Source organism: Stenotrophomonas sp. SPM (assembly GCF_003105135.1).
In the GTDB taxonomy this organism is placed as follows: Bacteria; Pseudomonadota; Gammaproteobacteria; order Xanthomonadales; family Xanthomonadaceae; genus Stenotrophomonas.
The window spans coordinates 1-24,498 of sequence record NZ_QETL01000058.1; the positions used below are offsets into that span (position 1 = coordinate 1).

The 24,498-nt window shown below is 67.5% G+C and carries 21 protein-coding genes; 12 read left to right on the forward strand and 9 right to left on the reverse strand.

From position 1 onward, the window contains the following. The first annotated feature begins 202 nt into the window (after positions 1 to 202). From dnaE to DCO49_RS12815, 3 genes are all read left to right on the forward strand, one after another. Positions 203 to 3,802, forward strand: coding sequence for a DNA polymerase III subunit alpha (gene dnaE / locus DCO49_RS12805; protein ID WP_116864355.1), 3,600 nt, complete (start codon positions 203 to 205; stop codon positions 3,800 to 3,802). A gap of 61 nt (positions 3,803 to 3,863) precedes the next feature. Continuing rightward, positions 3,864 to 4,721, forward strand: coding sequence for a hypothetical protein (locus DCO49_RS12810; protein ID WP_243402735.1), 858 nt, complete (start codon positions 3,864 to 3,866; stop codon positions 4,719 to 4,721). A 114-nt stretch (positions 4,722 to 4,835) separates the two neighbouring features. Beyond that, positions 4,836 to 5,795 (forward strand): acetyl-CoA carboxylase carboxyltransferase subunit alpha, encoded by a 960-nt coding sequence (locus DCO49_RS12815; protein WP_116864357.1) that lies wholly within the window; start codon positions 4,836 to 4,838, stop codon positions 5,793 to 5,795. A 104-nt stretch (positions 5,796 to 5,899) separates the two neighbouring features. On the opposite strand, the gene DCO49_RS12820 is transcribed toward DCO49_RS12815, so the two are convergent. Beyond that, on the reverse strand, positions 5,900 to 6,355 hold the full coding sequence (locus tag DCO49_RS12820; protein ID WP_108764551.1) for a CopD family protein: 456 nt from the start codon (positions 6,353 to 6,355) through the stop codon (positions 5,900 to 5,902). 143 nt (positions 6,356 to 6,498) lie between these two features. On the opposite strand from DCO49_RS12820, the gene DCO49_RS12825 reads away from it, so the two are divergent. Then, entirely contained in the window at positions 6,499 to 7,089 is a 591-nt protein-coding gene (locus tag DCO49_RS12825; protein ID WP_116864358.1) for a class I SAM-dependent methyltransferase, read from the forward strand. Between the two features lie 93 nt (positions 7,090 to 7,182). Further along, positions 7,183 to 8,490: a polyhydroxyalkanoate depolymerase gene (gene phaZ, locus DCO49_RS12830; protein WP_116864359.1), complete on the forward strand. Its 1,308-nt coding sequence runs from the start codon at positions 7,183 to 7,185 to the stop codon at positions 8,488 to 8,490. A 78-nt stretch (positions 8,491 to 8,568) separates the two neighbouring features. On the opposite strand, the gene DCO49_RS12835 is transcribed toward phaZ, so the two are convergent. Together DCO49_RS12835 and DCO49_RS12840 are read right to left on the reverse strand one after the other, a co-directional pair. Beyond that, positions 8,569 to 9,546 (reverse strand): sensor domain-containing protein, encoded by a 978-nt coding sequence (locus tag DCO49_RS12835; protein ID WP_116864360.1) that lies wholly within the window; start codon positions 9,544 to 9,546, stop codon positions 8,569 to 8,571. Then, positions 9,543 to 9,908 carry a PadR family transcriptional regulator gene (locus DCO49_RS12840; protein ID WP_116864361.1) on the reverse strand — a complete coding sequence of 122 codons (366 nt, stop codon included), beginning with the start codon at positions 9,906 to 9,908 and terminating at the stop codon, positions 9,543 to 9,545. The genes DCO49_RS12835 and DCO49_RS12840 overlap by 4 nt, the downstream gene beginning before the upstream one ends. A gap of 136 nt (positions 9,909 to 10,044) precedes the next feature. Here DCO49_RS12840 and DCO49_RS12845 point away from each other — a divergent pair, with 136 nt between their 5' ends. Continuing rightward, positions 10,045 to 10,947: a peptidylprolyl isomerase gene (locus DCO49_RS12845; protein WP_116864362.1), complete on the forward strand. Its 903-nt coding sequence runs from the start codon at positions 10,045 to 10,047 to the stop codon at positions 10,945 to 10,947. Between the two features lie 326 nt (positions 10,948 to 11,273). Here DCO49_RS12845 and DCO49_RS12850 read toward each other — a convergent pair whose 3' ends face one another. Next, a complete protein-coding gene (locus DCO49_RS12850) occupies positions 11,274 to 12,146 on the reverse strand; it encodes a DMT family transporter (protein ID WP_116864363.1) in 873 nt (290 codons plus the stop codon). A 115-nt stretch (positions 12,147 to 12,261) separates the two neighbouring features. Here DCO49_RS12850 and DCO49_RS12855 point away from each other — a divergent pair, with 115 nt between their 5' ends. Together DCO49_RS12855 and DCO49_RS12860 are read left to right on the forward strand one after the other, a co-directional pair. Further along, a complete protein-coding gene (locus tag DCO49_RS12855) occupies positions 12,262 to 13,206 on the forward strand; it encodes a LysR substrate-binding domain-containing protein (RefSeq protein ID WP_116864364.1) in 945 nt (314 codons plus the stop codon). Positions 13,207 to 13,274: 68 nt separating this feature from the next. After that, on the forward strand, positions 13,275 to 13,568 hold the full coding sequence (locus tag DCO49_RS12860; protein WP_116864365.1) for a hypothetical protein: 294 nt from the start codon (positions 13,275 to 13,277) through the stop codon (positions 13,566 to 13,568). Positions 13,569 to 13,648: 80 nt separating this feature from the next. Here the strand turns inward: DCO49_RS12860 and DCO49_RS12865 are convergent, their stop codons facing one another. After that, positions 13,649 to 14,461, reverse strand: coding sequence for a DUF4349 domain-containing protein (locus DCO49_RS12865; RefSeq protein ID WP_207776488.1), 813 nt, complete (start codon positions 14,459 to 14,461; stop codon positions 13,649 to 13,651). A gap of 117 nt (positions 14,462 to 14,578) precedes the next feature. On the opposite strand from DCO49_RS12865, the gene DCO49_RS12870 reads away from it, so the two are divergent. Next, the gene (locus DCO49_RS12870; RefSeq protein WP_116864366.1) at positions 14,579 to 16,387 is read left to right on the forward strand and encodes a DUF885 domain-containing protein; all 1,809 of its coding nucleotides are present in this window, start codon (positions 14,579 to 14,581) and stop codon (positions 16,385 to 16,387) included. Between the two features lie 102 nt (positions 16,388 to 16,489). Here the strand turns inward: DCO49_RS12870 and agp are convergent, their stop codons facing one another. From agp to DCO49_RS12885, 3 genes are all read right to left on the reverse strand, one after another. Beyond that, positions 16,490 to 17,710 (reverse strand): bifunctional glucose-1-phosphatase/inositol phosphatase, encoded by a 1,221-nt coding sequence (gene agp / locus DCO49_RS12875; RefSeq protein WP_116864367.1) that lies wholly within the window; start codon positions 17,708 to 17,710, stop codon positions 16,490 to 16,492. Between the two features lie 118 nt (positions 17,711 to 17,828). After that, the gene (gene smrA, locus DCO49_RS12880) at positions 17,829 to 19,661 is read right to left on the reverse strand and encodes a multidrug efflux ABC transporter SmrA (RefSeq protein ID WP_116864368.1); all 1,833 of its coding nucleotides are present in this window, start codon (positions 19,659 to 19,661) and stop codon (positions 17,829 to 17,831) included. Between the two features lie 150 nt (positions 19,662 to 19,811). Then, positions 19,812 to 21,386, reverse strand: a complete 1,575-nt coding sequence (locus DCO49_RS12885; protein ID WP_116864369.1) for a serine hydrolase — start codon at positions 21,384 to 21,386, stop codon at positions 19,812 to 19,814. Positions 21,387 to 21,496: 110 nt separating this feature from the next. Between DCO49_RS12885 and DCO49_RS12890 the strand changes: the two genes are divergently transcribed. Both DCO49_RS12890 and DCO49_RS12895 read left to right on the forward strand, forming a co-directional pair. After that, positions 21,497 to 21,940: a VOC family protein gene (locus tag DCO49_RS12890; RefSeq protein WP_116864370.1), complete on the forward strand. Its 444-nt coding sequence runs from the start codon at positions 21,497 to 21,499 to the stop codon at positions 21,938 to 21,940. After that, positions 21,937 to 22,800, forward strand: coding sequence for a DUF72 domain-containing protein (locus DCO49_RS12895; protein ID WP_116864371.1), 864 nt, complete (start codon positions 21,937 to 21,939; stop codon positions 22,798 to 22,800). The genes DCO49_RS12890 and DCO49_RS12895 overlap by 4 nt, the downstream gene beginning before the upstream one ends. Here the strand turns inward: DCO49_RS12895 and DCO49_RS12900 are convergent. Then, entirely contained in the window at positions 22,721 to 23,332 is a 612-nt protein-coding gene (locus tag DCO49_RS12900; RefSeq protein ID WP_116864372.1) for a Pr6Pr family membrane protein, read from the reverse strand. The two genes, DCO49_RS12895 and DCO49_RS12900, sit on opposite strands and share 80 nt — an antisense overlap. 79 nt (positions 23,333 to 23,411) lie before the next feature. Between DCO49_RS12900 and DCO49_RS12905 the strand changes: the two genes are divergently transcribed. After that, entirely contained in the window at positions 23,412 to 24,359 is a 948-nt protein-coding gene (locus DCO49_RS12905) for a DMT family transporter (RefSeq protein ID WP_116864373.1), read from the forward strand. Positions 24,360 to 24,498 lie beyond the last annotated feature (139 nt).

Sequence of the window (24,498 nt, forward strand, 5' to 3'; positions counted from 1 at the left end):
TGCTGTGGACAGCCGAGCATGGGCTCGGCTCTACAGAAAGCAACCTCCAGCACGCCTGAACCCGGCCGTCTTCCCGGGCATGTCAAGAGCTTGTCGCCACCCCCTGCCCTCGCTACCCTGACCGGGCACTCCAGCGCTTCCCGACCCCGGCGACGATTTCCCCGTCAGCACCCGGGGCCCGCGCGCTCCAACCTGGTCCGGCATGTCCAACTCCCGCTTCGTACATCTCCACGTCCACACCGAGTTCTCGCTGGCGGACTCGACCATCCGCGTGCCGGCCAAACCGGACCAGGCGGACCCGAAAAAGGCCAAGCAGGCCAACCTGCTGTCGCGCTCGGTCGAACTCGGCATGCCCGCGCTGGCGGTAACTGACCTGAACAACCTGTTCGCCCTGGTCAAGTTCTACAAGGCCGCCGAAGGCGTGGGCATCAAGCCCATTGCCGGCGCCGACGTGATGATCACCGAGGAAGGCCAGGACCCGTGGCGGATGACCCTGCTGTGCCGCGACCGCGAGGGCTACCTCAGCCTGTCACGGCTGCTGACCCGTGCCTGGATGGAAGGCCACCGCCCCGAAGGCGGCGTCGCCATCCACCCGGACTGGCTGAAGGCGGGCAATGCCAACCTGTTCGCCCTGGCCGGCCGTGACAGCCTGGCCGGCCGCCTGGCGCTGGACGGCAAGCATGACCTGGCCGAGCAGCAGCTGGCCGACTGGCAGCGCGCGTTCGGCGATGGCCTGCACCTGGAGCTGACCCGCACCGGCCGCGATGGCGAGGAAACCTTCAACCGCTTCGCGCTGATGGCCGCCGGCCAGCGCGGCCTGCCGGTGGTGGCCAGCAACGACGTGCGCTTCCTGGCGCCGACCGATTTCAGCGCGCACGAAGCGCGCGTGTGCATTTCCACCGGCCGCGTGCTGGACGATCCCAAGCGCCCCCGCGAGTACAGCGACCAGCAGTACCTGAAGTCTGCCGAGGAGATGTGCGCGCTGTTCGCCGACATTCCCGATGCGATCGACAACACGCTGGCGCTGGCCGAGCGCTGCAACATCGAGATGCGGCTGGGCACCTACTTCCTGCCCAACTACCCGGTGCCCGACGACGAGACCCTGGACACCTGGATCCAGAAGATGTCGCGCGACGGCCTGGAAGAGCGCCTGCAGAAGAACCCGCTCGCGCCGGGCAAGACCCGCGAAGAGTATTTCGAACGCCTTGAGTTCGAGCTCAACACCATCATCAAGATGGGCTTCCCGGGCTACTTCCTGATCGTTGCCGACTTCATCCAGTGGGGCAAGAACCAGGGCATCCCGATCGGCCCCGGCCGTGGTTCGGGTGCCGGTTCGCTGGTGGCGTGGGCGCTGAAGATCACCGATCTGGACCCGCTGCCATACAACCTGCTGTTCGAGCGATTCCTGAACCCGGAACGCGTGTCGATGCCCGACTTCGACATCGACTTCTGCATGGACCGCCGCGACGAGGTGATCGACTACGTCGCGCGCAAGTACGGCCGCGAACGCGTCAGCCAGATCATCACTTACGGCACCATGGCCGCCAAGGCAGTGGTGCGCGACTCCGGGCGCGTGCTGGGCTTCCCATACGGCCTGGTGGACGGCGTTTCCAAGCTGATCCCGAACATCCTCGGCATCCACCTGAAGGATGCGCTGGGCAAGGGCAAGGAAGGCCCGAGCTCGGAAATGGCGTCGGCCGAACTGATCCAGCGCTACGAAACCGAAGACGACGTCCGCGACCTGATCGACCTGGCGCTGCAGCTGGAAGACCTGACCCGCAACGCCGGCAAGCACGCCGGTGGCGTGGTGATCGGGCCCGAGCCGCTGAGTGAGTTCTGCCCGCTGTACGCCGAACACGATGAGAACGGCCTGGGCAAGAACCCGGTCACCCAGTTCGACAAGAACGACGTGGAAGAAGTCGGCCTGGTGAAGTTCGACTTCCTCGGCCTGCGCACGCTGACGATCATCGACTGGGCGGTGAAGGCGATCAACAAGCGCCACGAGCGCGCCGGCATCCCGCCGGTGGATATCGCCGCGATCCCGCTGGACGATGCGCCCACCTACAAGGACATCTTCGCCAACGGCAACACCGGTGCGGTGTTCCAGTTCGAATCCTCGGGCATGCGCCGCCTGCTGAAGGACGCGCGCCCCGACCGCTTCGAAGACCTCATCGCGCTGGTGTCGCTGTACCGACCCGGCCCGATGGACCTGATTCCTTCCTTCAACGCGCGTAAGCACGGCCAGGAAGAAATCATCTATCCCGATCCGCGCACCGAAGCGATCCTGAAGGACACCTACGGCATCATGGTGTACCAGGAGCAGGTGATGCAGATGGCGCAGATCGTCGGCGGCTACTCGCTGGGCGGCGCCGACCTGCTGCGCCGTGCAATGGGCAAGAAGGTGCCGGCCGAAATGGCCAAGCACCGCGAGATCTTCCGCGAGGGTGCGGCCAAGGACGGCGTCGACGAAGCCAAGGCCGATGCGATCTTCGACCTGATGGAGAAGTTCGCCGGCTACGGCTTCAACAAGTCGCACGCCGCCGCCTACGCGCTGGTCAGCTACCAGACCGCCTGGCTCAAGCGCCATTACCCGGCCGAGTTCATGGCGGCCACGCTGTCCTCGGACCTGGACAACACCGAAAAGGTGGTCGGCTTCCTGGACGAGGTGCGTAATCTCGGCCTGACCGTGCTGCCGCCGAAGGTGAACCACTCTGCGTTCATGTTCGAAGCCGTCACCCCGGACACCATCCAGTACGGCCTGGGCGCGATCAAGGGCGTCGGCCAGGGTGCCTGCGAAGCGGTGGTGGACGAGCGCCTGAAGGGCGGCGACTACAAGGACCTGCTCGACTTCTGTACCCGCGTCGGTTCAGCCAAGCTCAACCGTCGCACGCTGGAGGCGATGATCAACTGCGGCGCGCTGGACGAGCTGGGCCACAACCGTGCCTCGCTGATGCTGCAGCTGCCGGAGGTGCTCAAGGCCACCGAGCAGATGGCGCGCGAGCGTGCCTCGGGCCAGAACTCGCTGTTCGGCGGCCCCGATCCGAGCACGGTGACCATCCAGCTGGACCTGGTCGAAGCCGAGGAATGGCCGCTGCTGCAGCGCCTGAATGGCGAGCGCGACACGCTGGGCTTCTACCTCAGCGGCCACCCGTTCGATCCGTGGCGCGATGATGTGCGCGACCTGGTCGGCAACGACCTGGGCTCGGTGGAGAAGATCTGGAGTTCCAGCAACAGCGGTGGTGGTGGTGGCAACGGCGGCGAGAAGCGCTGGCGCCCGGAAGTGCCGACCGTGCTGGCCGGCCAGGTGGTCGGCGTGCGCCGCAAGGGCGAAAGCCAGATCTTCATCCAGCTCGAGGATGGCCGCGGCCGCGTCGAGTGCAGCGCGTTCTCCGATGCCATGGCCGAGTTCGGCCACCTGATGACCAAGGACCGCATCCTGGTGGTCAAGGGTGGCCTGCGCGAGGACGAGTTCAACGGTGGCTACGCGCTGCGCATCCGCCAGTGCTGGGACTTCGATGAGGTCTGCGCCAACTACGCCACGCGCCTGTCGCTGCGCCTGGACCTGCGCCAGCAGCGCCCGGTCTGGGAACGCGTCAATGCCCTGCTCGACCGCCATCGCCCCGGGCGCACACCGCTGCGCCTGGACCTGCTGCTGAAGGGCCCGCAGGGCGGCGTGGCAGGCATGCTCGACGTATCCGGGCAGAGCGCGGTGCGCATCGACTCCAAGCTGATGGAGGCGCTGCGCGCCGATCCGGCCGTGCGCACGCTGAAAGTGCGCTACAGCCCGCCGTGGGCCAACTGAGGCTGGCCCACGCGTTGCGTTATTCCGCTGTTGCCATCAAGGACGATAGACCTTCGTGAAACTGCTGTTCCCCTGCTTCGCTGCCCTGGTGCTGGCCGCCTGTTCGTCCAAGGTCGATTTCGAGATCGACAACCCGACCGCCACGCCGCTGGCCATCAGCATCGATGGCAAGGACCTGCCGGTGGCGCCCAACGCCTCGCGCCCGGTCAGCCTCGCGCCGGGCGAGCACACGCTGCACACCGAGCGCCTGGGCGATGTGCGCTTCAATGTCTACATCGACAGCCGCGGCGGCCTGATCAACCCGACCCTCAGCGAGTACGTCACCGCGCGCGAGATCTACGTGACCGGCGAAGACAGGCTGAAGAACTTCGGCGCCAGTGGCCTGGGCATCGAGATCGGCGGCGTGGCGTTCAAGGGTCCGTTCGACAAGTTCCACGGCCTGTTCATCGACAAGACCTGGAACTTCGGCGTGCGCGAGCCGTTCCCGCAGGAACAGATCGTCGCCCACGTCGATTCCTCTGGCGGCAAGATCAGCACCAAGATCTTCACCGCGCCCGACTTCATCACCTATGTCGAGGAAGGCATGGGCGAACCGGGCGCGTTCAAGCGCGAGCATCCGGCCGGCTACGTGGCCCCGGTCTACACCCTGGAACCGGCCCCGGCCAGCCTGCCCGCGCTGGATCCGGCCTTCGAGGCCCACGCCGGCCCGCTGCGCGATCTCTACGCGCGTTGGCTGAAGGCCAGCACCGCGGCCGAGCAGAAGGCCCTGCGCAAGGAAGACTTCCAGGCGAGCATGGCGTTCACCCAGGCCACCGCGACGCTGGGCTCGAAGCTGCCGGTGGCCGCCAACCAGGCCTACAACGACTTCGTCGCTCTCCGCAGCACCGAAATGGCCCGCAGCGCCGTGGTCCTGCCCTGAGCTGACTGGCGCCCCCCTGCCCGGCTGGGGTACCGTCGCCTTCCAGACGAAGGCGTACGGGCCATTGCTGCGCATTCGGCTAGAATTCCCCCCTTCTTTACACGACGGCTTCCGATGAATCCGAACTACCTCGACTTCGAGCAACCCATCGCCGACCTGGAAGCAAAGATCCAGGAGCTGCGCAACGCCAGTGCCGGACCGGCGGTCAATGTCGAGGCCGAGGTTCACGCCCTGCAGGACAAGCTGCGCCTGCGCACCGCGCAGATCTTCCGCAACCTGACCTCGTGGCAGGTGCTGCAGCTGGCCCGCCACCCGTCGCGCCCGTACACCGCCGATTACCTGCGCATCATCTTCGATGAGTTCCAGGAACTGGCCGGTGACCGCGCCTTCGCCGACGACAAGGCCATCATGGGCGGCCTGGCCCGCATCAACGGCCGCTCGGTGATGGTGATCGGCCACCAGAAGGGCCGCGACACCAAGGAAAAGATCAAGCGCAACTTCGGCATGCCCAAGCCGGAGGGCTACCGCAAGGCGCTGCGCCTGATGAAGATGGCCGAGCGCTTCGGCCTGCCGGTGCTGACCCTGATCGACACCGCCGGCGCCTGGCCGGGCATCGACGCCGAATCGCGCGGCCAGTCCGAAGCGATCGCGCGCAACCTGATGGAAATGGCCGAGCTGAAGGTGCCGATCGTCTGCACCGTCATCGGTGAAGGCGGTTCCGGCGGCGCGCTGGCGCTGGGCGTGGGCGACCGCACCGTGATGCTGGAATACGCGGTGTACTCGACCATCACCCCGGAAGGCTGCGCCTCGATCCTGTGGAAGGACGCGGGCAAGGCCAAGGACGCCGCCGAACAGCTGGGCCTGACCGCCCCGCGCCTGAAGGACCTGGGCCTGGTCGACAAGGTCGTGCGCGAGCCGACCGGTGGCGCCCACCGCAACCCGACCCAGATGGCAAAGCGCCTGAAGGCCGTGCTGCTGAACGAACTGGAAGCGCTGGACAAGCTGTCCACCGAACAGCTGCTGGAACAGCGCTACACCCGCCTGCGCAGCTACGGCACCTACGAAGCCGCATAAGCCGGTAGTGCCGGCCGCTGGCCGGCAACATGCAGGGTTGCAGCAGCGAAAGAGCCGGGCAGAGGCCCGGCTCTTCTCGTTTGCGCGTTGACGGCATCCACGCCTCAGAACGGCTTGGCCAGCACCAGCCAGACAATCGGAATGAAGGCCAGCAGCGGGATCTCGTTGATCCAGCGCAGCGCGCGCGAGGACGGCAGCGCACGGCCCTTGGCCACGCCCTTCAGCAGGCGCCCGGTCCAGATGAAGTACACCAGCAGCAGCACCACCAGGCCCAGCTTGGCGTGCAGCCAGCCGGCGCCACCGGGCGCGACCATGGTCGGGAAATCGGGGATGACCTTGTAGCCCAGCCACAGCACCAGGCCCAGCACGAAAGCCAGGCCGAACATCGAATGGCCGAAGCGGTACAGGCGCAGGCCCATCAGCTGCAGGCGCTCGCCCACCGCCGGCTGGCCCGCGGTCTCGGCCAGGTTCACCAGGATGCGCGGCAGGTAGAACACCGTTGCCATCCAGGCCACCACGAACACGATGTGGAAGGTCTTGACCCAGTAATAGCTCTGCATGTGCTCGCTCCAGCGGCTGGCGGGGATGGGTGGCCATTGTCGCAGTAGAGCCACCCCATGGGTGGCTGCCGCGGCCAATTGCCGCACCACGGCCGCGACGCCGTACGATAGGCGCCGTTTTCACCCTCTACGTGCCCTGCCCCATGGACAAGACCTACGACGCCGCCTATTTCCAACGCTGGTACCGCCGTGCCGACATCGGCGGCAGTGCTCGCCTGGCGCGCAAGGTCGCTCTGGCCGTGGCCACCGCCGAGTACTACCTGGAACGACCGGTGCGCAGCGTGCTCGACATCGGCTGCGGCGAAGGCGCCTGGCGCGCGCCGCTGCTGAAGCTGCGTCCGAAGGTCCACTACCTCGGCTTCGACAGCAGCGAGTACGCTGTGCGCCGTTACGGACGTACCCGCAACCTGCACATGGCCAGCTTCGGCGATTTCGCCTGGCTGCGGCCCTGCGCCCCGGTCGACCTGCTGGTGTGTTCGGACGTGATGCACTACGTGCCCGACCGCGAGCTGCGGGCCGGCCTGGCCGGCGTGGCCGAGCTGACCGCCGGCGTGGCGTTCCTGGAGACCTTTGCCGCCGAGGATGAGTTCGACGGCGATCATGAGGGCTTCCAGGCCCGGCCGGCACGCTGGTACCGCCGCGAGCTGGCCCGCCAGGGCCTGCAGGCCGTTGGTTCACACCTGTGGCTGGGCCCCGGCTTGGCCGAGGAGGCCGCCGCGCTGGAAAAGATGTGAATCCGGATTCATTATTTTTAGCAGACTTAACCCGTGGGACGCCCTGATGGGATATGCTGCGCGGCAACATATGACCATACATATTCGGTCGTCATGCTCTATCAACTACACGAACTGACCCGCAACCTGCTCGCCCCCTGGGTGCACCAGGCCCAGGCCAACGCCAGATTCTTCGCCAACCAGGGCCACTGGTGGTCGCAGATGCCGGGCGCTGATCGCCTGGCGGCGGTCAATGAACTCTTCCATCGCATCGGCAAGGATTACGAGAAGCCCGAATGGGGCATCAACGAAATCGAGGTCGAAGGCGAGCGCGTGCCGATCGTCGTGCACGAGGAAGTGAGCAAGCCGTTCTGCAAGCTGCTGCGCTTCAAGCGCCACAGCAACGAAGCCGACCAGCTGCACACCATGCTCAACCAGCCGTTCGTGCTGGTGGTGGCGCCGCTGTCGGGCCACCACGCCACGCTGCTGCGCGATACCGTGCGCACGCTGCTGCGCGACCACCGCGTGTACGTCACCGACTGGGTGGACGCGCGCATGGTGCCGGCCAGCGAAGGTGAGTTCGGCTTGGACGATTACATCGCCTACATCCAGGAGTTCATCCGCCACCTGGGCGTCGAACGCCTGCACGTGGTGAGCGTGTGCCAGCCGACAGTGCCGGTATTGGCTGCGGTTTCGCTGATGGCCAGCCGTGGCGAGCCGACCCCGCGCACGCTGGTGATGATGGGTGGCCCGATCGATGCGCGCTGCAGCCCCACCGCAGTGAACAACCTGGCCACGCAGAACCCGCTGTCGTGGTTCGAGAACAACGTCATCCACACCGTGCCGGCCAGCTACCCAGGCGCCGGCCGCCGCGTGTACCCGGGCTTCCTGCAGCACGCCGGCTTCCTGTCGATGAACCCCAGCCGCCACTTCAGTTCGCACTGGGATTTCTACACCGACCTGGTCAAGGGCGATCTGGAAGACGCCGACGCGCATCGCAATTTCTACGACGAGTACAACGCCGTGCTGGACATGCCGGCCAAGTACTACCTGGATACCATTTCGGTGGTGTTCCAGGACTTCCTGCTGCCGCGTGGCGAGTGGGTGGTCAACGGCGAGAAGGTCGACCCGTCGGCCATCCGCGATACTGCCCTGCTGAGCATCGAAGGCGAGCTGGATGACATCGCCGGCCTCGGCCAGACCGAAGCGGCGCAGGCGCTGTGCACCGGCATCGCGGCCGACCGCCGCGAGCACTTCATCGTTGAAGGCGCCGGCCACTACGGCATCTTCAGCGGCCGCCGCTGGCGCGAAGTGGTGTACCCGAAGGTACGCGATTTCTTCGCCGCCCATGCCGAAGCACCGGCCGCCAAGGCCACGAAGAAGAAGAGCAACGTCACCCCGTTGCGGCGCAAGGCGGGGTAAATCCCCGCCGAGGGGTCGGATGCCTTTCCTGCGGAAAGGGCTCTGACCCCGGCACGATCGGATCCCACCCCTCTGCCGTTACAGCCGCACCAGCAGGTTCTTGGCCAGCAGCCCATGCAGCTTGCCGATGCCGCGTGCCAGGTGCATCGTCACCAGCAGCAGCAGCGCGCCCACCACCGCCAGCACCGGGGTGAACTCCAGCGGCAGCACGTTGGTGCCATCGATGTAGATGCTCGGTGCGGTCGAGTCGAACAGCGCCGCCACCGGCGACCAGATGAAGGCCAGCGACACCGCCAGCAGGGTCACCGCGATGGTGAAGTAGACGATGCCCAGCGGCAGCATCAGCAGAAAGTACAGCAGCGTCAGCCAGGTGCGCCCATCAGTGAACATGTCGCCGATGCGCTGCAGCCAGGTGCGGCTGCGGTCGGTGTACTGCGGCCGGCGCGGCATGCGCTCGCCCAGCAGCGCTTCCACCAGCCGCCCTTCCAGCAGCGCCAGCCCGCGCACCGAACCGAAGAACAGCACCGTCAGCGGTATGCCGATGATCAGGATCATCAGGCCCAGCGACAGCGACAGCCCGGTCACCACCCAGGTGAAGAAGAAGGTACCCGTGGCCAGCGACAGCAGCATGTAGAACAGCGCGCCATAGGTGTGCGGGTCCAGCACGACGCCGAAGAAGCGCGCCATCAGCGAGCGCTGCACCGGCGCAGGGGTCGGCGCGGCCGGTGCCACGCCACTGGCCTCGGCGGCGGCGCGCAGCACCGGGCTGGTATCGGCACGCGGCGTACGCAGCGCACGGTTCACGGTCACCTCGGTCTCGCGATAGATCTCCGCCACTTCCTCCGGCGCGCCGTAGCTGCCGGCCACGTCGGCGATGACGTCGGCCTCGCTGCGGCCCGGCTGCGCGGCCAGTTCGGAGCGCAGGTACTCCTCGGCGTCGTACAGGGCGTCCTGCACCATCGCCGGATCGGCACCCTGCAGGGCCGCGCGCAGCTGTGCCAGGTACTGCGCGATCGTGGTGGGCAGGCCAGTGCCTGCCAGGTTCTGCTCGTTCATTGCGGTACCCCCTCCAACACGGAATCGACGGAATCGCGGGTGGCCTGCCAGGCCTGGCGCCACTGCGCCAGCACCTCGTGGCCACGTTCATTGATGCGGTAGTAGCGGCGCGGCGGGCCACTGCTGGACGGCTCGACATGGCTTTCCAGCAGGCCGGCGCCCTCCAGGTTGCGCAGCACCGGGTACAGCGCGCTCTGCTTGCCGCTCAGCACGCCCTCGCCCACGCGCTCCAGCTCCTTGGCGATCAGGTAGCCGTACAGCGGCTCCCCGGCCCGGGCCAACACCGCCAGCAGAGCCAGCGACACGGTTCCGGCGCTGAGCTCCTTCTGGAACTTCTTCAGGTGGACGTCGTCCTCGCTCATGACCGGCCCTCCACTATGTTGGAGTCAACAGTAGTGTGAAGTGCGCTATAGCGAATGTGTCGTTAGTCACCGTGCAGGTTGGCGTGGGCGAGCCTGTCGCGCAGAATCGGAAGCTCGTTCATGTTCCGGGGTTTCCATGTCGCACCATCGTCGCCTTGCCCTGACCACCCTTGCCCTCGCCTGCCTGCTGCCGGCCCTGGCCAGCGCCGCCACGCCCTACCGCAGCCCGCAGCAGATCCTCGATGCATCGGCCGCAGGCGACTGGCGCACCCCGGACCCGGCCAACCTGCTGTACATGGATCTGCCGGCCGGACGGGTGATCATCGAGCTGGCGCCGCAGTTCGCCCCGCGCCATGTCGCCAACATCCAGACCTTCGCCCATGAGCACTTCTGGGACGGCACCAGCATCTATCGTTCGCAGGACAACTTCGTGGTGCAGTTCGGCGATGCCGACGCCGATGACGCGGCCAAGGCCAAGCCGTTCGGCAGTGCCGCGCGCAAGCTGCCGGCCGAATTCGAACGTGCCAGCGCCGGCCTGAAGGTGAGCGTGCTGCCCGACCGCGATGGCTGGGCCGCGCAGACCGGGTTCGTCGATGGCTTCCCGGTGGGCCAGGACCCGCAGGCCGGCAAGGCCTGGCTGGCGCACTGCTACGGCATGCTCGGTGCCGGCCGCAGCAACGAGGAAGACAGCAGCATCGGCGCCGAACTGTACGTGGTGACCGGGCAGTCACCGCGCCAGCTGGACCGCAACATCACCGTGGTCGGCCGCGTGCTGAAGGGCATGGAGCTGCTCAGCGCGATTCCGCGCGGGCCGGCGCCAATGGGCTTCTATGAAGACCCGAAGCTGCGCACGCCGATCGTCTCGATCCGCCGCGCCAGCGACGTGCCGGAGGCCGAGCGCACGCCGATCCAGGTGCTGCGCACCGATTCGAAGACCTTCGCCGATACGGTGGAAGCGCGGCGCAACCGCGTGGATGACTTCTACAAGCGCCCGGCCGGGCATATCGACCTGTGCAATGTTCCGGTGCCAATGCGGTAGCACATCGACTTTTCTCAGTTGACACGTGCTGAAGGCGATTCCTCGTTCATGGGCGTCACTTTTCTTTGCCCGCGCAAAGAAAAGTAACCAAAAGAAACGCGCCGCCGTCCGCGAGCCGGCGCTGCGCGCCGGTTCCCTGCGCTCCTCGGTCCGTCGAGGGACGGCGCGGAACTCGCTGCGCTCAGACACCCGCGCCTCTTCGCCCTCGCCGGACCTGCGGTGCTCGGCTCGCTCCAAGGCGGACCCAGATCAAGATCCACAGCCGCGCGCGCAAGCATCGATGACGCCGCTGGGCAGCGCCCGGCACCACCCGTCTGTGGGCGCCGTCAGCCCTTCTGGCTGACGGCCACGCTGCCGAGGATCAGGCCGCCGGCAATCAGCATCTGCAGGGTCACCGGCTCGCCGAGGAACAACCACGCGAACGCCGCGCCGAACAACGGAATCAGATAGGTCACCGTCGACGCGCGCGAGGGGCCGATGCGGCCGATCAGGCGGTAGAACATCAGGAACGCCAGGCCGGTGCAGGCCACGCCAAGTGCGATCGCGGCGCCCCAGGCCTTGCCCGGGATCGCCGCCTGCGGCCAGTGGGTCACCGCCATCGGCAGCATCCACAGCGAGGCGCAGCCCAGCGTCGCTGCAGCGGCAGCGGCCGATGGCAGGCCGGTCATGTGCCGCTTCACCAGGTTCACGCCCAGCCCGTACAGCAGTGAGGCCGCAGCGCCGGCCAGCACGGCCATGCCGATGCTCAGGCCCGACACCTTGGCCGTGGCCAGCACCACCACGCCGGCAAAGCCGACCAGCAGCGCACTGGCGCGACGCACGCCGATCTTCTCGCCGAAGAACAGGAAGGCGATCAGCGCAGCGAACAGCACGGTCATCGCGTTGCAGATCGCGCCGATGGCCGCCGGTGCGTGCTCGGCCGAATAGGCGAACAGCACGAAAGGCAGTGCCGAGTTGATCAGGCCGATCGGGGCCAGCCACAGCCAGCGGCGCGACGGGAAGTGGGCGCGGGCGCGCCACAGGAACGGCATCAGCACCAGCGCGCCCAGCACCAGACGGACTTCGACCAGCGCGAACGGGCCGAACGAAGGCACGGCCACGCGCATGAACAGGAACGAGCAGCCCCAGATCGCGCCCAGCAGGGTCAATTCCAAGGGGGTGCGCCAATCGCGTTCTGCCACCTGCGGTACCGCGTTCATGCCCTGCCTCCGTCCTGCGCCTGCGCTGTGTCTGGGCCAACAGGATCATCCGCAGACGCCTGCCGCACAAGCGCGTAGTATCGCTGCCAGCCACAAATATGGTTTGAGGCTCGACATGCAGCTACGCCCCTCCCTGCTCCCTGCGCTGGCCGTGTTCGCGGTGGCCGCGCGCCACCAGAACTTCGCCCAGGCCGCGCTGGAGCTGCACCTGACCGCCAGCGCGGTCAGCCACCACGTGCGCCGCCTGGAGGAGGTGCTGGAGGTGCGCCTGTTCCTGCGCCACGCCCGCGGCGTGCGCCTGACCGCGGAGGGCCGTCAGCTGGCCGACGCCGCCAGCGCTGCGTTCACCGATGTCGCCGCCGTGGCCCACCACCTGCAGCCGGATGCGGACAGCGTGCCGCTGCGGATCGCCACGCTGCGCTCGCTGTCCTACTGCTGGCTGCTGCCACGCCTGCCGCGCTTCACCCAGGCCCATCCGCACATCCGCATCGAACTGCACACCGGTAGCGGCCTGGACCGCTACGACGAGAACGGGCCGGAGGTCGGCATCCGCTACGGCCTGGGCCAGTGGCCCGGCCTGCATGCGCAGCACCTGATGGACGACAGCCTGTTCCCGGTGGCCTCGCCGGCCCTGCCCGGCGTGGAGGCGCTGCAGGACCCGGCGCGGATCGCCGAGCTGCCGCTGCTGACCGACCTTTCGCCACAGGGCTGGCGTGACTGGTTCCGCCATGCCGGTGTGCGACCGCCCTCACCCTTGCCGCCCATGCACACGTTCGCCGACAGCACCGATGCGATGCGCGCGGCGGTGTACGGCATGGGCGCGGTGCTGGCGCGCACGCATGTGGCCCAGCCCTACCTGCAGCGCTATGAAGTAGTGCGTCTGCCTGGCCCGGCACTGAAGGCGCGCTATGCCTACTACGTGGTGCATGCCGAGGCGCAGCCGCCCAGCCCGGCCGCGCGATTGTTCATCGACTGGCTGCTGCCCCAGGCGCAGGACGAACGCACGCCCATCCCCGCTCTGCCCGACAGCCTGCTCGGCCGCCCGCCCACGGCCGGCTGACTGCACCGTCACCCGGTCTTTGCCCGCCGCTGGCTAGGCTGCACGCAACCCCACACCGTGTACCTGCCATGGCAATGCTGCGACTGCGCATCACCGGAACCGAAGACGACGCCCGCGCCATCAGCGATCTGCTGCTGGGCCTGGAAGGCATCGAACACGTCGAGGAAACCGACGACCTGATGCCGCATATGGATGACGACGATTCCAGTTCGGCCGGGCTGTCCGATGACATCGGCCCGGGCATCCACGAACTGGAAGTGGAAGTCGGCAACGAAAACACCGCGCAGAAGGTGCGCGATGCGGTGCAGGAGCTGGCGTTGGAGCTGGATGTGTTCGTCGAGTACGAGACCGACGAAGGCTGAGGGGTCGCCGGGCATGGCCCGGCGTTACCACTGCACTGAGATTCGCCGGGCATGGCCCGGCGTCACCCCCCTGCGTTCGATCACGCCTTGCGACGGCGCCTGCGCAGCCATGCGCGGATGCCCCAGCCGGCCAGCAGCGCCACGATGGCGACCGGCAGCAGGGCCGCCGCCGCGCGGATCAGGAGCGCGATGCTGGTGCTGAGGATGCTGCCCGATTCACTCAGCGCTTCACCGATCTCACTGCGGCTGCGCTGGCCCGAAGTCGTATCGAAGTGCAGCGTCACCAGCTGGGTATCGATGCGACGCCGCTGCTGCGCGGCATCCTTGTTGGCCTGCTCCACGCCCGCCTCGATCTCCGACAGGCGCGTGGTGATCGCCATCAGTTCCTCGATCTTCAGATCCTTGCGCTCCTGGTAGGACAGCAAGCGGGCGTGTTCTTTTTCCAACCGGGCCTTGGTCAGCGCGGTGTCGGCCACCTGCTGGGCCAGATCCTCGGCGCGGGTAGTGCGCGCCTGTACCTGCCCGCCTTCACCGGCCAGGCCGATCAACGGCTCCACGCCCTTCGGCGCGATGCGCGCCTTGACCTCGCCACTGGGGCGCTCGCCGCTGCGCTGGTCGACTTCCAGCACCGCACAATCACCGAACTTCGCACCTTGGCAGGCCTGGGTGACCTGCTGGATGCGCGATGCGATCTGCGTAGCTTCCAGCTGCACCTGCACATCGTGCTCGTAAGCGAGGAACGCGCCGTCTGGTGAGGCCACCGCCTCGGCCGCGGCGCCGCCAGCGGAGGCGGCGTGGTCGCCCTGCGCAGCGCAGCCCGCCAGCGCTGCTGCCAGTACCAGCGCAACCAGCCCGCCTGGCTTGATGAAAAGGCTTCTTCCTTGAATCTGCATGGGGTTGCCCTCCGGGGCGTTGGGAGTCCTGCCAGCGCCCATGGTAAGCCTATGGCAGGGGGACAAAGCGCCCCGCGGGGCCTATGCTCGGGGATTGATCCCAGTACAGGAACGCCGATGCGCCCGCATCTCCTTGCCCTTGCCCTGGTCGCCGCTCTGGCCGGTTGCCAGCCGGCCGACGCCCCGACCAACGGTTCCACCCCGGCCGCCAGCCAGCAGGCCGGCGACGCGGCGGTCGACACCGCCTTCGCCGACCTGTCCAAGCGTGCGCTGGACACGTGGATGCAGCTGTCCCCGGTCAGCGCCACGCAGATCGGCGACCACCGCCATGACAGCGAGATCGACGACCTGAGCGCGGCCGGCCAGCAGAAGACCGTGGCGGCCTACAAGGGCCTGCTCGCCGAACTGGACAAGATCGACGTGGCCAAGCTCGGCCGCGAGAACCAGGTCGATGCGGCGATCCTGCGCAACCAGCTGCAATCGGAAATCTGGAACAGCGAAGTGCTGCAGTCTGGCAAGTGGGACCCGCAGGTCTACAACGGCCTGGCCGGCAGTGCCCTGTACGGCCTGATGGCGCGCGAATTCGCACCGCTGCCCGACCGCCTGAAGTCGGCCACCGCGCGCATGGAAAAGCTGCCGGCGATCTTCGCCCAGGCCCGTGAGAATCTGGACCCGGCACGCGTGCCGAAGATCCATGCCGAGACGGTGGCCAAGCAGAACAAGGGCATCCTCAGCATCGTCGATACCTTCATCACCCCGCACATCGGCGAACTGCCGCAGGCCGACCAGCAGCGCCTGCAGGCCGCCATCGACGGCCTGAAGAAGGCCGTGGACGAGCAGCAGACCTGGCTGGACAAGACCCTGGTACCGAACGCCAAGGGTGACTTCCGCATCGGTGCAGAAAAATACGACCAGAAGCTGAAGTTCGCGCTGAACTCCTCCCTGTCGCGCCAGGAGATCGGTGAGCGTGCGCGCGCCGAACTCAAGCGCGTGCGCGAGGATATGTATGGCATCGCGCAGACCGTGCTGAAGGACAAGCCGGGCGCGCCGGAGATGCCGGCGCAGCCGACCGACGAGCAGCAGCAGAAGGCCATCGAAGCCGCGCTGGAACTGGCCTACGCCGACAAGCCGGCGCGCGACAAGGTGGTCGACGATGCCAAGGCGGCACTGGAGCAGTCCACCGCGTTCGTGCGCGAACACGACCTGATGACCCTGCCCGATGCGCCGGTCGACATCATCCTGATGCCGGAATTCCAGCGTGGCGTGGCCGTGGCCTACTGCGATTCGCCGGGCCCGCTGGACAAGAACCTGAAGACGTTCTACGCCGTCTCGCCGATTCCGGACGACTGGAACGACAAGCAGGTCGACTCGTTCCTGCGTGAGTACAACTCGCGCATGATCCACCTGCTGAGCATCCACGAAGGCACCCCGGGCCATTACCTGGAAGGCTGGCACTCGGCAAAGTTCCCCTCGACCCTGCGTGCGGTGCTGCGTTCGGGCCTGTTTGCCGAAGGCTGGGCGGTCTACACCGAGCGCATGATGCAGGAGCAGGGTTACCTCAACAACGACCCGCTGTTCCACCTGGTGCAGCTGAAGTTCTACCTGCGCACGATCTCCAACGCGATCCTCGACCAGGGCGTGCACGTGGACAACTGGGATCGCGAGAAGGCGATGCACCTGATGACCCACGACGCGTTCCAGCAGGAAAGCGAAGCCTCGGGCAAGTGGGTGCGCGCGCAGCTGACCTCGGCACAGCTGCCGACCTACTTCGTCGGTGCGCAGGAACACTTCGACACCCGCAAGGCGATGCAGGACAAGCTGGGCGACACGTTCAACCTGAAGGCCTACCACGACCAGATGCTGTCCTACGGCGCACCGCCGGTGCGCTTCGCACGCCAGCTGATGCTGGACCAGCCGATCGAGTGATCGATCGGGCGAGAGCTGGAAACGGAACGGCCCGGGGAGACCCGGGCCGTTTTTTGTTCGGCGTTCTGGATGGGGTTCATCCACGCATGGCGTGCATGGCATTCACTTCACCGCGCGATGCAGCAGGCGCTCGAACTGCACGTCACTGCATCCGTCCTGCCCGCATCCCGGCAGGGCCAACTCCACCCGCCCCGGCGGCCGTGCATCACTCAAGGGAACCGCGTCACGCAACTGCGTGCGGGTGGGATAGACATACACCAGCCGGTAACGCGCTTCGCCGCTTTGCCCGCGCCAGCGCTCGAACTGCAGCAGGCCGCCGATCGGCGTCTTTTCCAGCTGGCCCGGCAGCGTGTAATCAGAGACCCCCATCGCCGCCAGCACGGCGCCGATGTTGGAATCGTGGCCCACCAGCAGGCTCACCTTCGGCGACTGCGGATCGGCAAACGCGGCACCGATGTGCGACAGCAGCGGCGCCGCCACATCGCGCGCCACCTCCGGCGTGCCGAACAGGATGTCCTGGTAAGCATTGCGCACCCGCGCCAGTGCCTGCCATTGCGTATCGTCGTGCAACCTGCCCCAACCGGCCGCAGTACCCATCGCGTTCTGGTAGTCCTCCATCAGCAGCGCATCGACCATGCCATTGGCCAGCGCCAGCGAACCAGACGCCCCCGGCTCCCTGCCCGCTTCCGCGCGGAACTGGCTGTCGCCCGCACGCAGCGTGCAGTGGCTGCGTCCCGTGCAGGCTGGCGAGGCCGCGTGTTCCACCACGCCCTCCACCACCTGCAGATCCGGGCCCAAACGCGCCTTTGATTCGGCCTTCTGCATGGCACGCAGGGCGCGGCGCTGGAAGCCGGCGTCGTCGCGGTGGATCACCGGTTCGAACAGCGGATCCATCGTGCCCAGCGGCCGACGCTGTTCCACCGTCACGTGGCAACCGGGGAAGGCGCCGGCAATGAAGAACTGCGCGGTGGCCTGGGTGCGCTGCAGGCTGTTGGCCAGCGCATGGAAGTCACTGGCCTGCGGGCAGCCGCCGGCCGGCAGCAGCTGCTGCGTGCGCAGCCACTGGCCGAGGTAGCGGCCCATGTAGACCTCCAGCACCCCGCCCTTCGTGGTCAGCTCGCCGGCGGCAACATCCCACTTCGTCCAGGCATGCGGCGTGGCTTCGGCCAGCGTGCCCGAGGACACCAGTGGCGCGCGCAGGGTGTGGCGGCTGAGCAGGACCACCTGATCGAGCGTGTCGCCGTGAACGGGGGCTGGCGCGGCGGCCGCGGTTGAACTGACCAGGGCGAGCGCGAGCAGCAAAGGGCGTAGCGGGTGGATCATGCGGGTCTCCGGAAACACACCGGGGTCAGAGCCCTTTCCTGCGGAAAGGGATCCGACACCAAGGGATGCATGGCTGGGGTCGGATCCCTCCCGCAGGGAGGGCTCCGACCCGATCCCATCATTGGTCGGCAGCCACGAACCCACCGGTCTGCCGCGCCCACAGGCGCGCGTACAGGCCACCGGCGGCGATCAGCTCGGCATGGGTGCCGGTTTCGACGATGCGGCCCTGGTCCATCACCACCAGCCGGTCCATGCGTGCGATGGTCGACAGGCGGTGCGCGATCGCGATCACCGTCTTGCCGCCCATCAGCTCGTCCAAGCTGTCCTGGATCGCCGCTTCCACTTCCGAATCCAGCGCCGAGGTGGCTTCGTCCAGCACCAGGATCGGTGCGTCCTTCAGCAGTACGCGGGCGATGGCGATGCGCTGGCGCTGGCCACCGGACAGTTTCACGCCGCGCTCGCCGACGTGCGCGTCATAGCCACGACGCCCCTGCCCGTCCACCAGCGTGTCGATGAAGGCCTCGGCACGCGCCTTGGCCACGGCCGCACGCAGCTGCTCGTCGCTGGCATCGGGACGCCCATACAGCAGGTTGTCGCGGATCGAACGGTGCAGCAGCGAGGTGTCCTGGGTGACCACGCCGATCTGCTGGCGCAGGCTTTCCTGGGTAACGTGGGCGATGTCCTGCCCGTCGATCAGGATGCGGCCGCTTTCCAGGTCGTACAGGCGCAGCAGGATGTTGACCAGGGTCGACTTGCCTGCGCCGGACGGACCGACCAGACCGATCTTCTCGCCGGGCTTCACCACCAGGTCCAGGCCGGCGATCACCCCGCCCTTCTTGCCGTAATGGAAGTGGATGTCCTGGAAGTGCACGCCGCCGTGGGCAACCTGCAGCGGCACGGCGTCCTCGCGGTCCTGCACGGTCAGCGGCTGGGCGATGGTGGTGATGCCATCCTGCACCGTACCGATGTCCTCGAAGATGCCGTTGATGGTCCACATGATCCAGCCGGACATGTTGTGGATGCGGATGACCAGGCCGGTGGCCAGGGTGATCGCGCCCACCGTGATGTGCCCGCCATTCCACAGCCACAGCGCCAGGCCGCAGGTACCGGCGATCAGGAAGCCGTTGACGATGGCGATGGTCAGGTCCATGCCGGTGGTGATGCGGGTCTGCGCGCGGTGCTTGACCGCCAGTTCCTCGATCGACTCGGCCACGTAGGCCTGCTCGCGGCCGCCATGGGCGAACAGCTTCAGCGTCGGAATGTTGGTGTAGCCATCGACGATGCGGCCCATCGCCTTCGAACGCGCCTCCGAGGCGATCCATGCGCGTTCCTTCGCGCGTGGCACGAAGTACCACATGATCACCACGTAGGCGGCCATCCACAGCACCAGCGGAATCATCAACCGCCAGTCGGCCTGCGCGAACAGGTACAGCGCGGTGCCGGTGTAGACCACGATGTACCAGAGCGAATCGACCATCTGCACGGCCGATTCGCGCAGCGAGGTCCCGGTCTGCATCACGCGGTTGGCGACGCTGCCGGCGAAATCGTTCTGGAAGAAACTCAGGCTCTGCCGCACCACGTAGTTGTGCATCAGCCAGCGCGAGCGGTTGCTCAGGCCCGGCACGATGGCCTGGTTGACCAGCAGGTTGTGCAGGCCGACCAGGATCGGCCGCGCGATGACCGTGATGAACAGCATCCAGCCCAGCTCGTTGGCGTGGCGCTGGAAGAAGCCGGCACCGGGCTGCTCGGCGACCATGTCGACGATGCGGCCCAGGTAATCGAACATCGCCACTTCCACCAGCGCCAGCAGCAGGCCGGCGATGAGGGTGGCCAGCAGCACCGGCCACACCGGGCGCAGGTAGTGCAGGTAGAACGGCAGCACCTTCTGCGGCGGCATGCGGCCGTCCACGGGCGGGAACACCGGAATCAGGGATTCAAACCAACGAAACATCACATTCCCTCGCCAGATCAGCGCGGGGATTATCCCATGGCCGGTGTGTTCCCTGCGTTCGCCGGGCATGGCCGGGTACGCGTCCGCCTAGCATGGTGGTAGTCGCCCACCTTGGTGGGCGTCCTACCGAATGCCGACCAAGGTCGGCGTCTACCGGGCAGTCGGGATGAACAGCAGGTCCTGGAAGTCGAAGCTGAAATCGGTCAGGTCCGAGATCGACTGCATGTGCACCTCGCGCACCTTGCCGTCCGGGTCCAGGCTGAAGTTCACGAACGCATCGGCGTTGAGCGAGCGGTCATCCCAGCGCACGATGAAGGTGTCGTGCTGCCAGTGCTCCAGGCGGCCGGTCAGCTGCGCGGTCTTGGCAAAGCGCAGGCGCAGGCCCTTGCCTTCGGCCGACACCACCATGTCGCCATACCAGCGGTCGCGGTAGGTGGCGGCATAGGCGGCCAGCGGCAGCGACGGCGTGCTGCCCCTGCCACGCTCGGCCTGGTGCTTGGCCCAGGCTTCATCGGCCTTGTCCTGGCCCTTGGCCACGCCCTTGGCGTAGGCATCGACCCAGTCATGCTTCTCGCCGCCCAGGTAGGCATCGAGCACGCTCAGGGTGATGGCGTTGAATGCCGCACCCGATTCCTGGTTGGTCAGCACCACCACGCCCAGCTTCTGCCCCGGCACCAGGGTCAGGCGCGAGACCATGCCCGGCCAACCGCCGGTATGCCAGACCAGCTTCTGCCCGCGGTAGTCGCTGAGGCTCCAGCCCTCGCCATACCCGGCGAAGTTGGCGCGTGCCGGCTCCAGCTCGGGCACGCTCGGCGCGGCGATGGCCTGCGGCGTGATCATCTGCCACATCTCTTTCTGGGTCTTGGCACTGAACAGCGGCGTGCCATCGGCCAGCGCGCCCTCGGCCAGCTGCACCTGCATCCAGCGCGCCATGTCATGCGCGCTGGAATAGATGCCACCAGCACCGGCGTTGTTCGACCAGGTCAGCGGCGCAACGGTGCGCAGGTCCTTGAAATCGTACTTGGCGTGGCCGATCGCCGCGTTGTCGCCCGCCTGCAGGTGGTCGGCGTTGTAGCGCGTGCCGGCCATGCCCACCTTGTCGAAAATGCGCGTCTGCAGGAACTGCTGGTAGCTCATGCCCGACACTTTCTCGATCACCTGCTGGGCGACCGCATAGAGGATGTTGTCGTAGGCATAGCGCTCGCGGAAACCGCCCTTCAGCGGCACCTGGCCCAGCCGCTGCACCACCTCGGCATTGCTGTAGGAGGTGGTCGGCCAGAACAGCAGGTCGCCTGCGCCCAGGCTGAGGCCACTGCGGTGCGAGAGCAGGTCGCGCAGGGTCATCTGCCCGGTCACGAACGGATCGGACATGCGGAACGACGGCAGGTGGTCGATCACCTTGTCGTCCATCTTCAACTTGCCGTCCTCGGCCAGCAGGTTCAGCGAGGTGGCGGTGAAGGCCTTGGTGTTGGAGGCGATGGCGAACAGGGTATCGGCCTGTACCGGCGCCGGCTTGCCCAGCTCACGCACGCCCCAGCCGCGTTCCAGCACGACCTTGCCATCCTTGACCACGGCCACGGACACGCCGGGCACGTCGAACTGCGCGCGCACGCGCTCGACGGTCGCATCCAGGTCCTGCAGCTGCGCCGGGGTCGGCGCGGTCTCGGCCGCATTTGCCATCGTTGCGCAGGCCAGCAGCACGGCGCCTCCAATCCAGTTGTTCATCCAGCACCATCTCCGAACAGGGGTTGCGGCCATGTGCAGGCCGTCACCGGGGTTTCGCGCGATGGTAACGGCCGCCGGCCGATCCTGCCCCGTGCCATAGGAGGGGTGTCATGGTCCACAGTGATCCATCCAGCACCGGTTCCACCATCATTCCGTGCCTGCGCTACCGCGACGCACGGGCCGCCATCGATTGGCTGCAGCGCGCGTTCGGCTTCCACGCCCAGGCGGTGTACGCCGAGGGCGGGACCGTCTTCCACGCACAGCTGGTGTTCGGCCAGGGCATGATCATGCTCGGCTCGGCCAGCAACGGTGGCGAGTGGTCGAAGCTGGCGGTGATGCCCGACGAAGTCGGCGGGCGGCAGACCCAGAGCGCCTGCGTCATCGTCGCCGATGCGGACGCGCACTACGCGCGGGCCAAGGCGGCCAGCGCGCGCATCGTCATCGACATCGCCGACCAGGACTACGGCGGCCGGGGCTACGCCTGTGCCGATCCCGAAGGCTACCTGTGGTGGTTCGGCAGCTACGATCCCTGGCGCGCGGACCACGGCCAGTGACGCCCGCCGCGATCCGCTGCGGCATCGGCGGCTGGGTGTTCCCCGAGTGGCGCGGCGGCATGTTCTACCCCGAAGGCCTGCCGCAGCGCGAGGAGTTGGCGCACGCCAGCCACGCGTTGCGCTGCATCGAGATCAACGGCACCTTCTACCGTACGCCCACCGAAGCGCAGTGCGCGCAGTGGGCGGCACAGACGCCGGATGGATTCCGATTCTCGATGAAGGCGCCGCGCTATCTCGTGCAGCGCCGCGACCTGTCCTCCATCGTCGACGCGGCTGCGCCGTTCCTGCAGGCCGCGCTGGCGCTGGCTGATCGGCTGGGTCCGCTGCTGTGGCAGTTCGACCCGAAGCACCCGGCCGATGCAGTGGCACTGGAAGCGCTGATGGCCGCGCTGCCGAAGACGCTGCAGGGCGTGCCGCTGCAGCATGCGCTGGAAGTGCGCAACGCGCAGGTGCATGGCCCCGACCTTGTCACCGCCGCGCGCCGGCATGGCGTGGCCCTGGTGATCGAGGACAGTGACGAGGCCCCGCTGCACGGCGACGTCAGCGCCGGCTTCGTTTACGCGCGGATCAAGCGCAGCCAAGCGCGCCTGCGCGAAGGGCTGCCGCGTCCGCAGCAACAGCGCTGGGCGGAGCGTGCGCGGCGCTGGTCACGCGGCGAACCCGTGGACGACCTGCCCTGCCTCGCCGAACCGGCGGTGCCGCAGCCGCGCGAGGTCTACCTGCTGTGCATCGGCGCGGGCAAGGCACGCAATCCCGCCGCGGCGATGGCCCTGCAGCGGCTCAGCGACGGCGCCAGCGATCCAGCGCCCACAACAGCGTCCAGCCAAGCACGAACACGCCGGCCACGCGCAGCACGTTGAGCGCGAACGCGGCAGGGCCGATCCGCTGCCATTCCAGGAAGGGATACGGGGCCTGCCCGATCAGCGCGGCCACCAGCATCGCCCAGCCCAGGTAAGCCACCGGCACCAGCAGCACCCTGCACAGCGCGCGCCAGCGCAGGCCCCCGTGCGGCAACAGCAGCAGCCAGCCGCACAGGTACAGCAGCGGCACGGCGTAGTGCAGGCCCATGTCGACCCACCACTGCAGGCCGGTGGGCCGCCACAGCCCCTGCAGGGCTACCGCATAGACCAGGCCGGTCACGCCGATGCACAGCGCCAGCAGCGCCGCCAGGGTCGCCCGCAGCGTTCGCCCCGATGCCAGGCGCAGGCAGCCCAGGCACACGGCCAGGTTGCTGAGAATGGTGAAGTAGCCCAAGAACCGCAGCGTCGCCGCGGCGATGCCCACGCTGCCGCCGGGGCCGTTGACCAGCAACAGGTACTGCAGCAGCAGTGAGGTGGCAGCGACCAGCGCGGTCAGCGCGGCCCAACCCCGCAGCAAACGGTCGGCAGGCATGGCTCGGACTCCGTGGACGGGATGCAGCAGGCGGCCCACACCATCGCCGGCCGCCCCGTGCTTGCCGCACAATACACGGATGACGACCCCCGACACCCGCAAAGCGCTCTGGCAGATTCATTTCTGTGTCCTGTTGTGGGGTGTCACCGCCATCCTCGGCAAGCTGATCACCCTGCCCGCCCTGCCGCTGGTGTGGTGGCGCATGCTGCTGGTGGTGGCAACGCTGGCCCTGCTGCCCCGGGTCTGGCGGGGGCTGCGCACCCTGCCCCTGCGGCTGGTGGCCGGTTATGCCGGCATCGGTGCGCTGGTCGCCCTGCACTGGCTGACCTTCTATGGCGCGGTGAAGCTGGCCAATGCCTCGGTGGCCGCCACCTGCATCGCGCTGGCGCCGGTGTTCACCTCCATCATCGAACCCTGGGTGGCCAAGCGCCCGTTCCAACTGCGCGAACTCGCCTTCGGCCTGGCGGTGCTGCCGGGCGTGGCCCTGGTGGTCGGCGGCGTGCCCGATGGCATGCGCCTGGGCGTGCTGGTCGGTGCACTGTCGGCGCTGCTGGTGGCGGTGTTCGGCTCGCTCAACAAGCGCATGGTCAGCCATGCCGAGCCGCTGACGGTGACCGCGCTGGAACTGGGCGCCGGCACCCTCACCCTGACTCTGCTGGCACCGGTGCTGCCGTACCTGCTGCCGGCACTGGCCAGCCCGCTGTGGGTGGTGCCCAACCTGCATGACGGCATCCTGCTGCTGGTGCTGTCGGGGGTCTGCACGCTGCTGCCGTTTGCCCTGGCCCTGGTCGCCCTGCGTCATCTCAGCGCCTACACCGTGCAGCTGGTGACCAACCTAGAGCCGGTCTATGCCGTGCTGCTGGCGGTGGTGCTGCTGCGCGAACAGCATGAAGTGACGCCGTGGTTCTACCTGGGCGTGGCGATCATCGTCGGTGCGGTGTTCCTGCACCCGCTGCTGAACCGTCGCAAGCGGGTGCAGCACCCGGAGATCCTGGGCACGGCCGAGGCGCGCAACATCGCCGAGTGAGGCGGAGGTTCTGTAGAGCCGAGCCATGCTCGGCTGCGCCTTTTGTAGAGCCGAGCCATGCTCGGCTGCGCCCTTTGTAGAGCCGAGCCCATGCTCGGCTGCTTTCCACAAAGTCGAGCATGGCTCGACTCTACAGAAG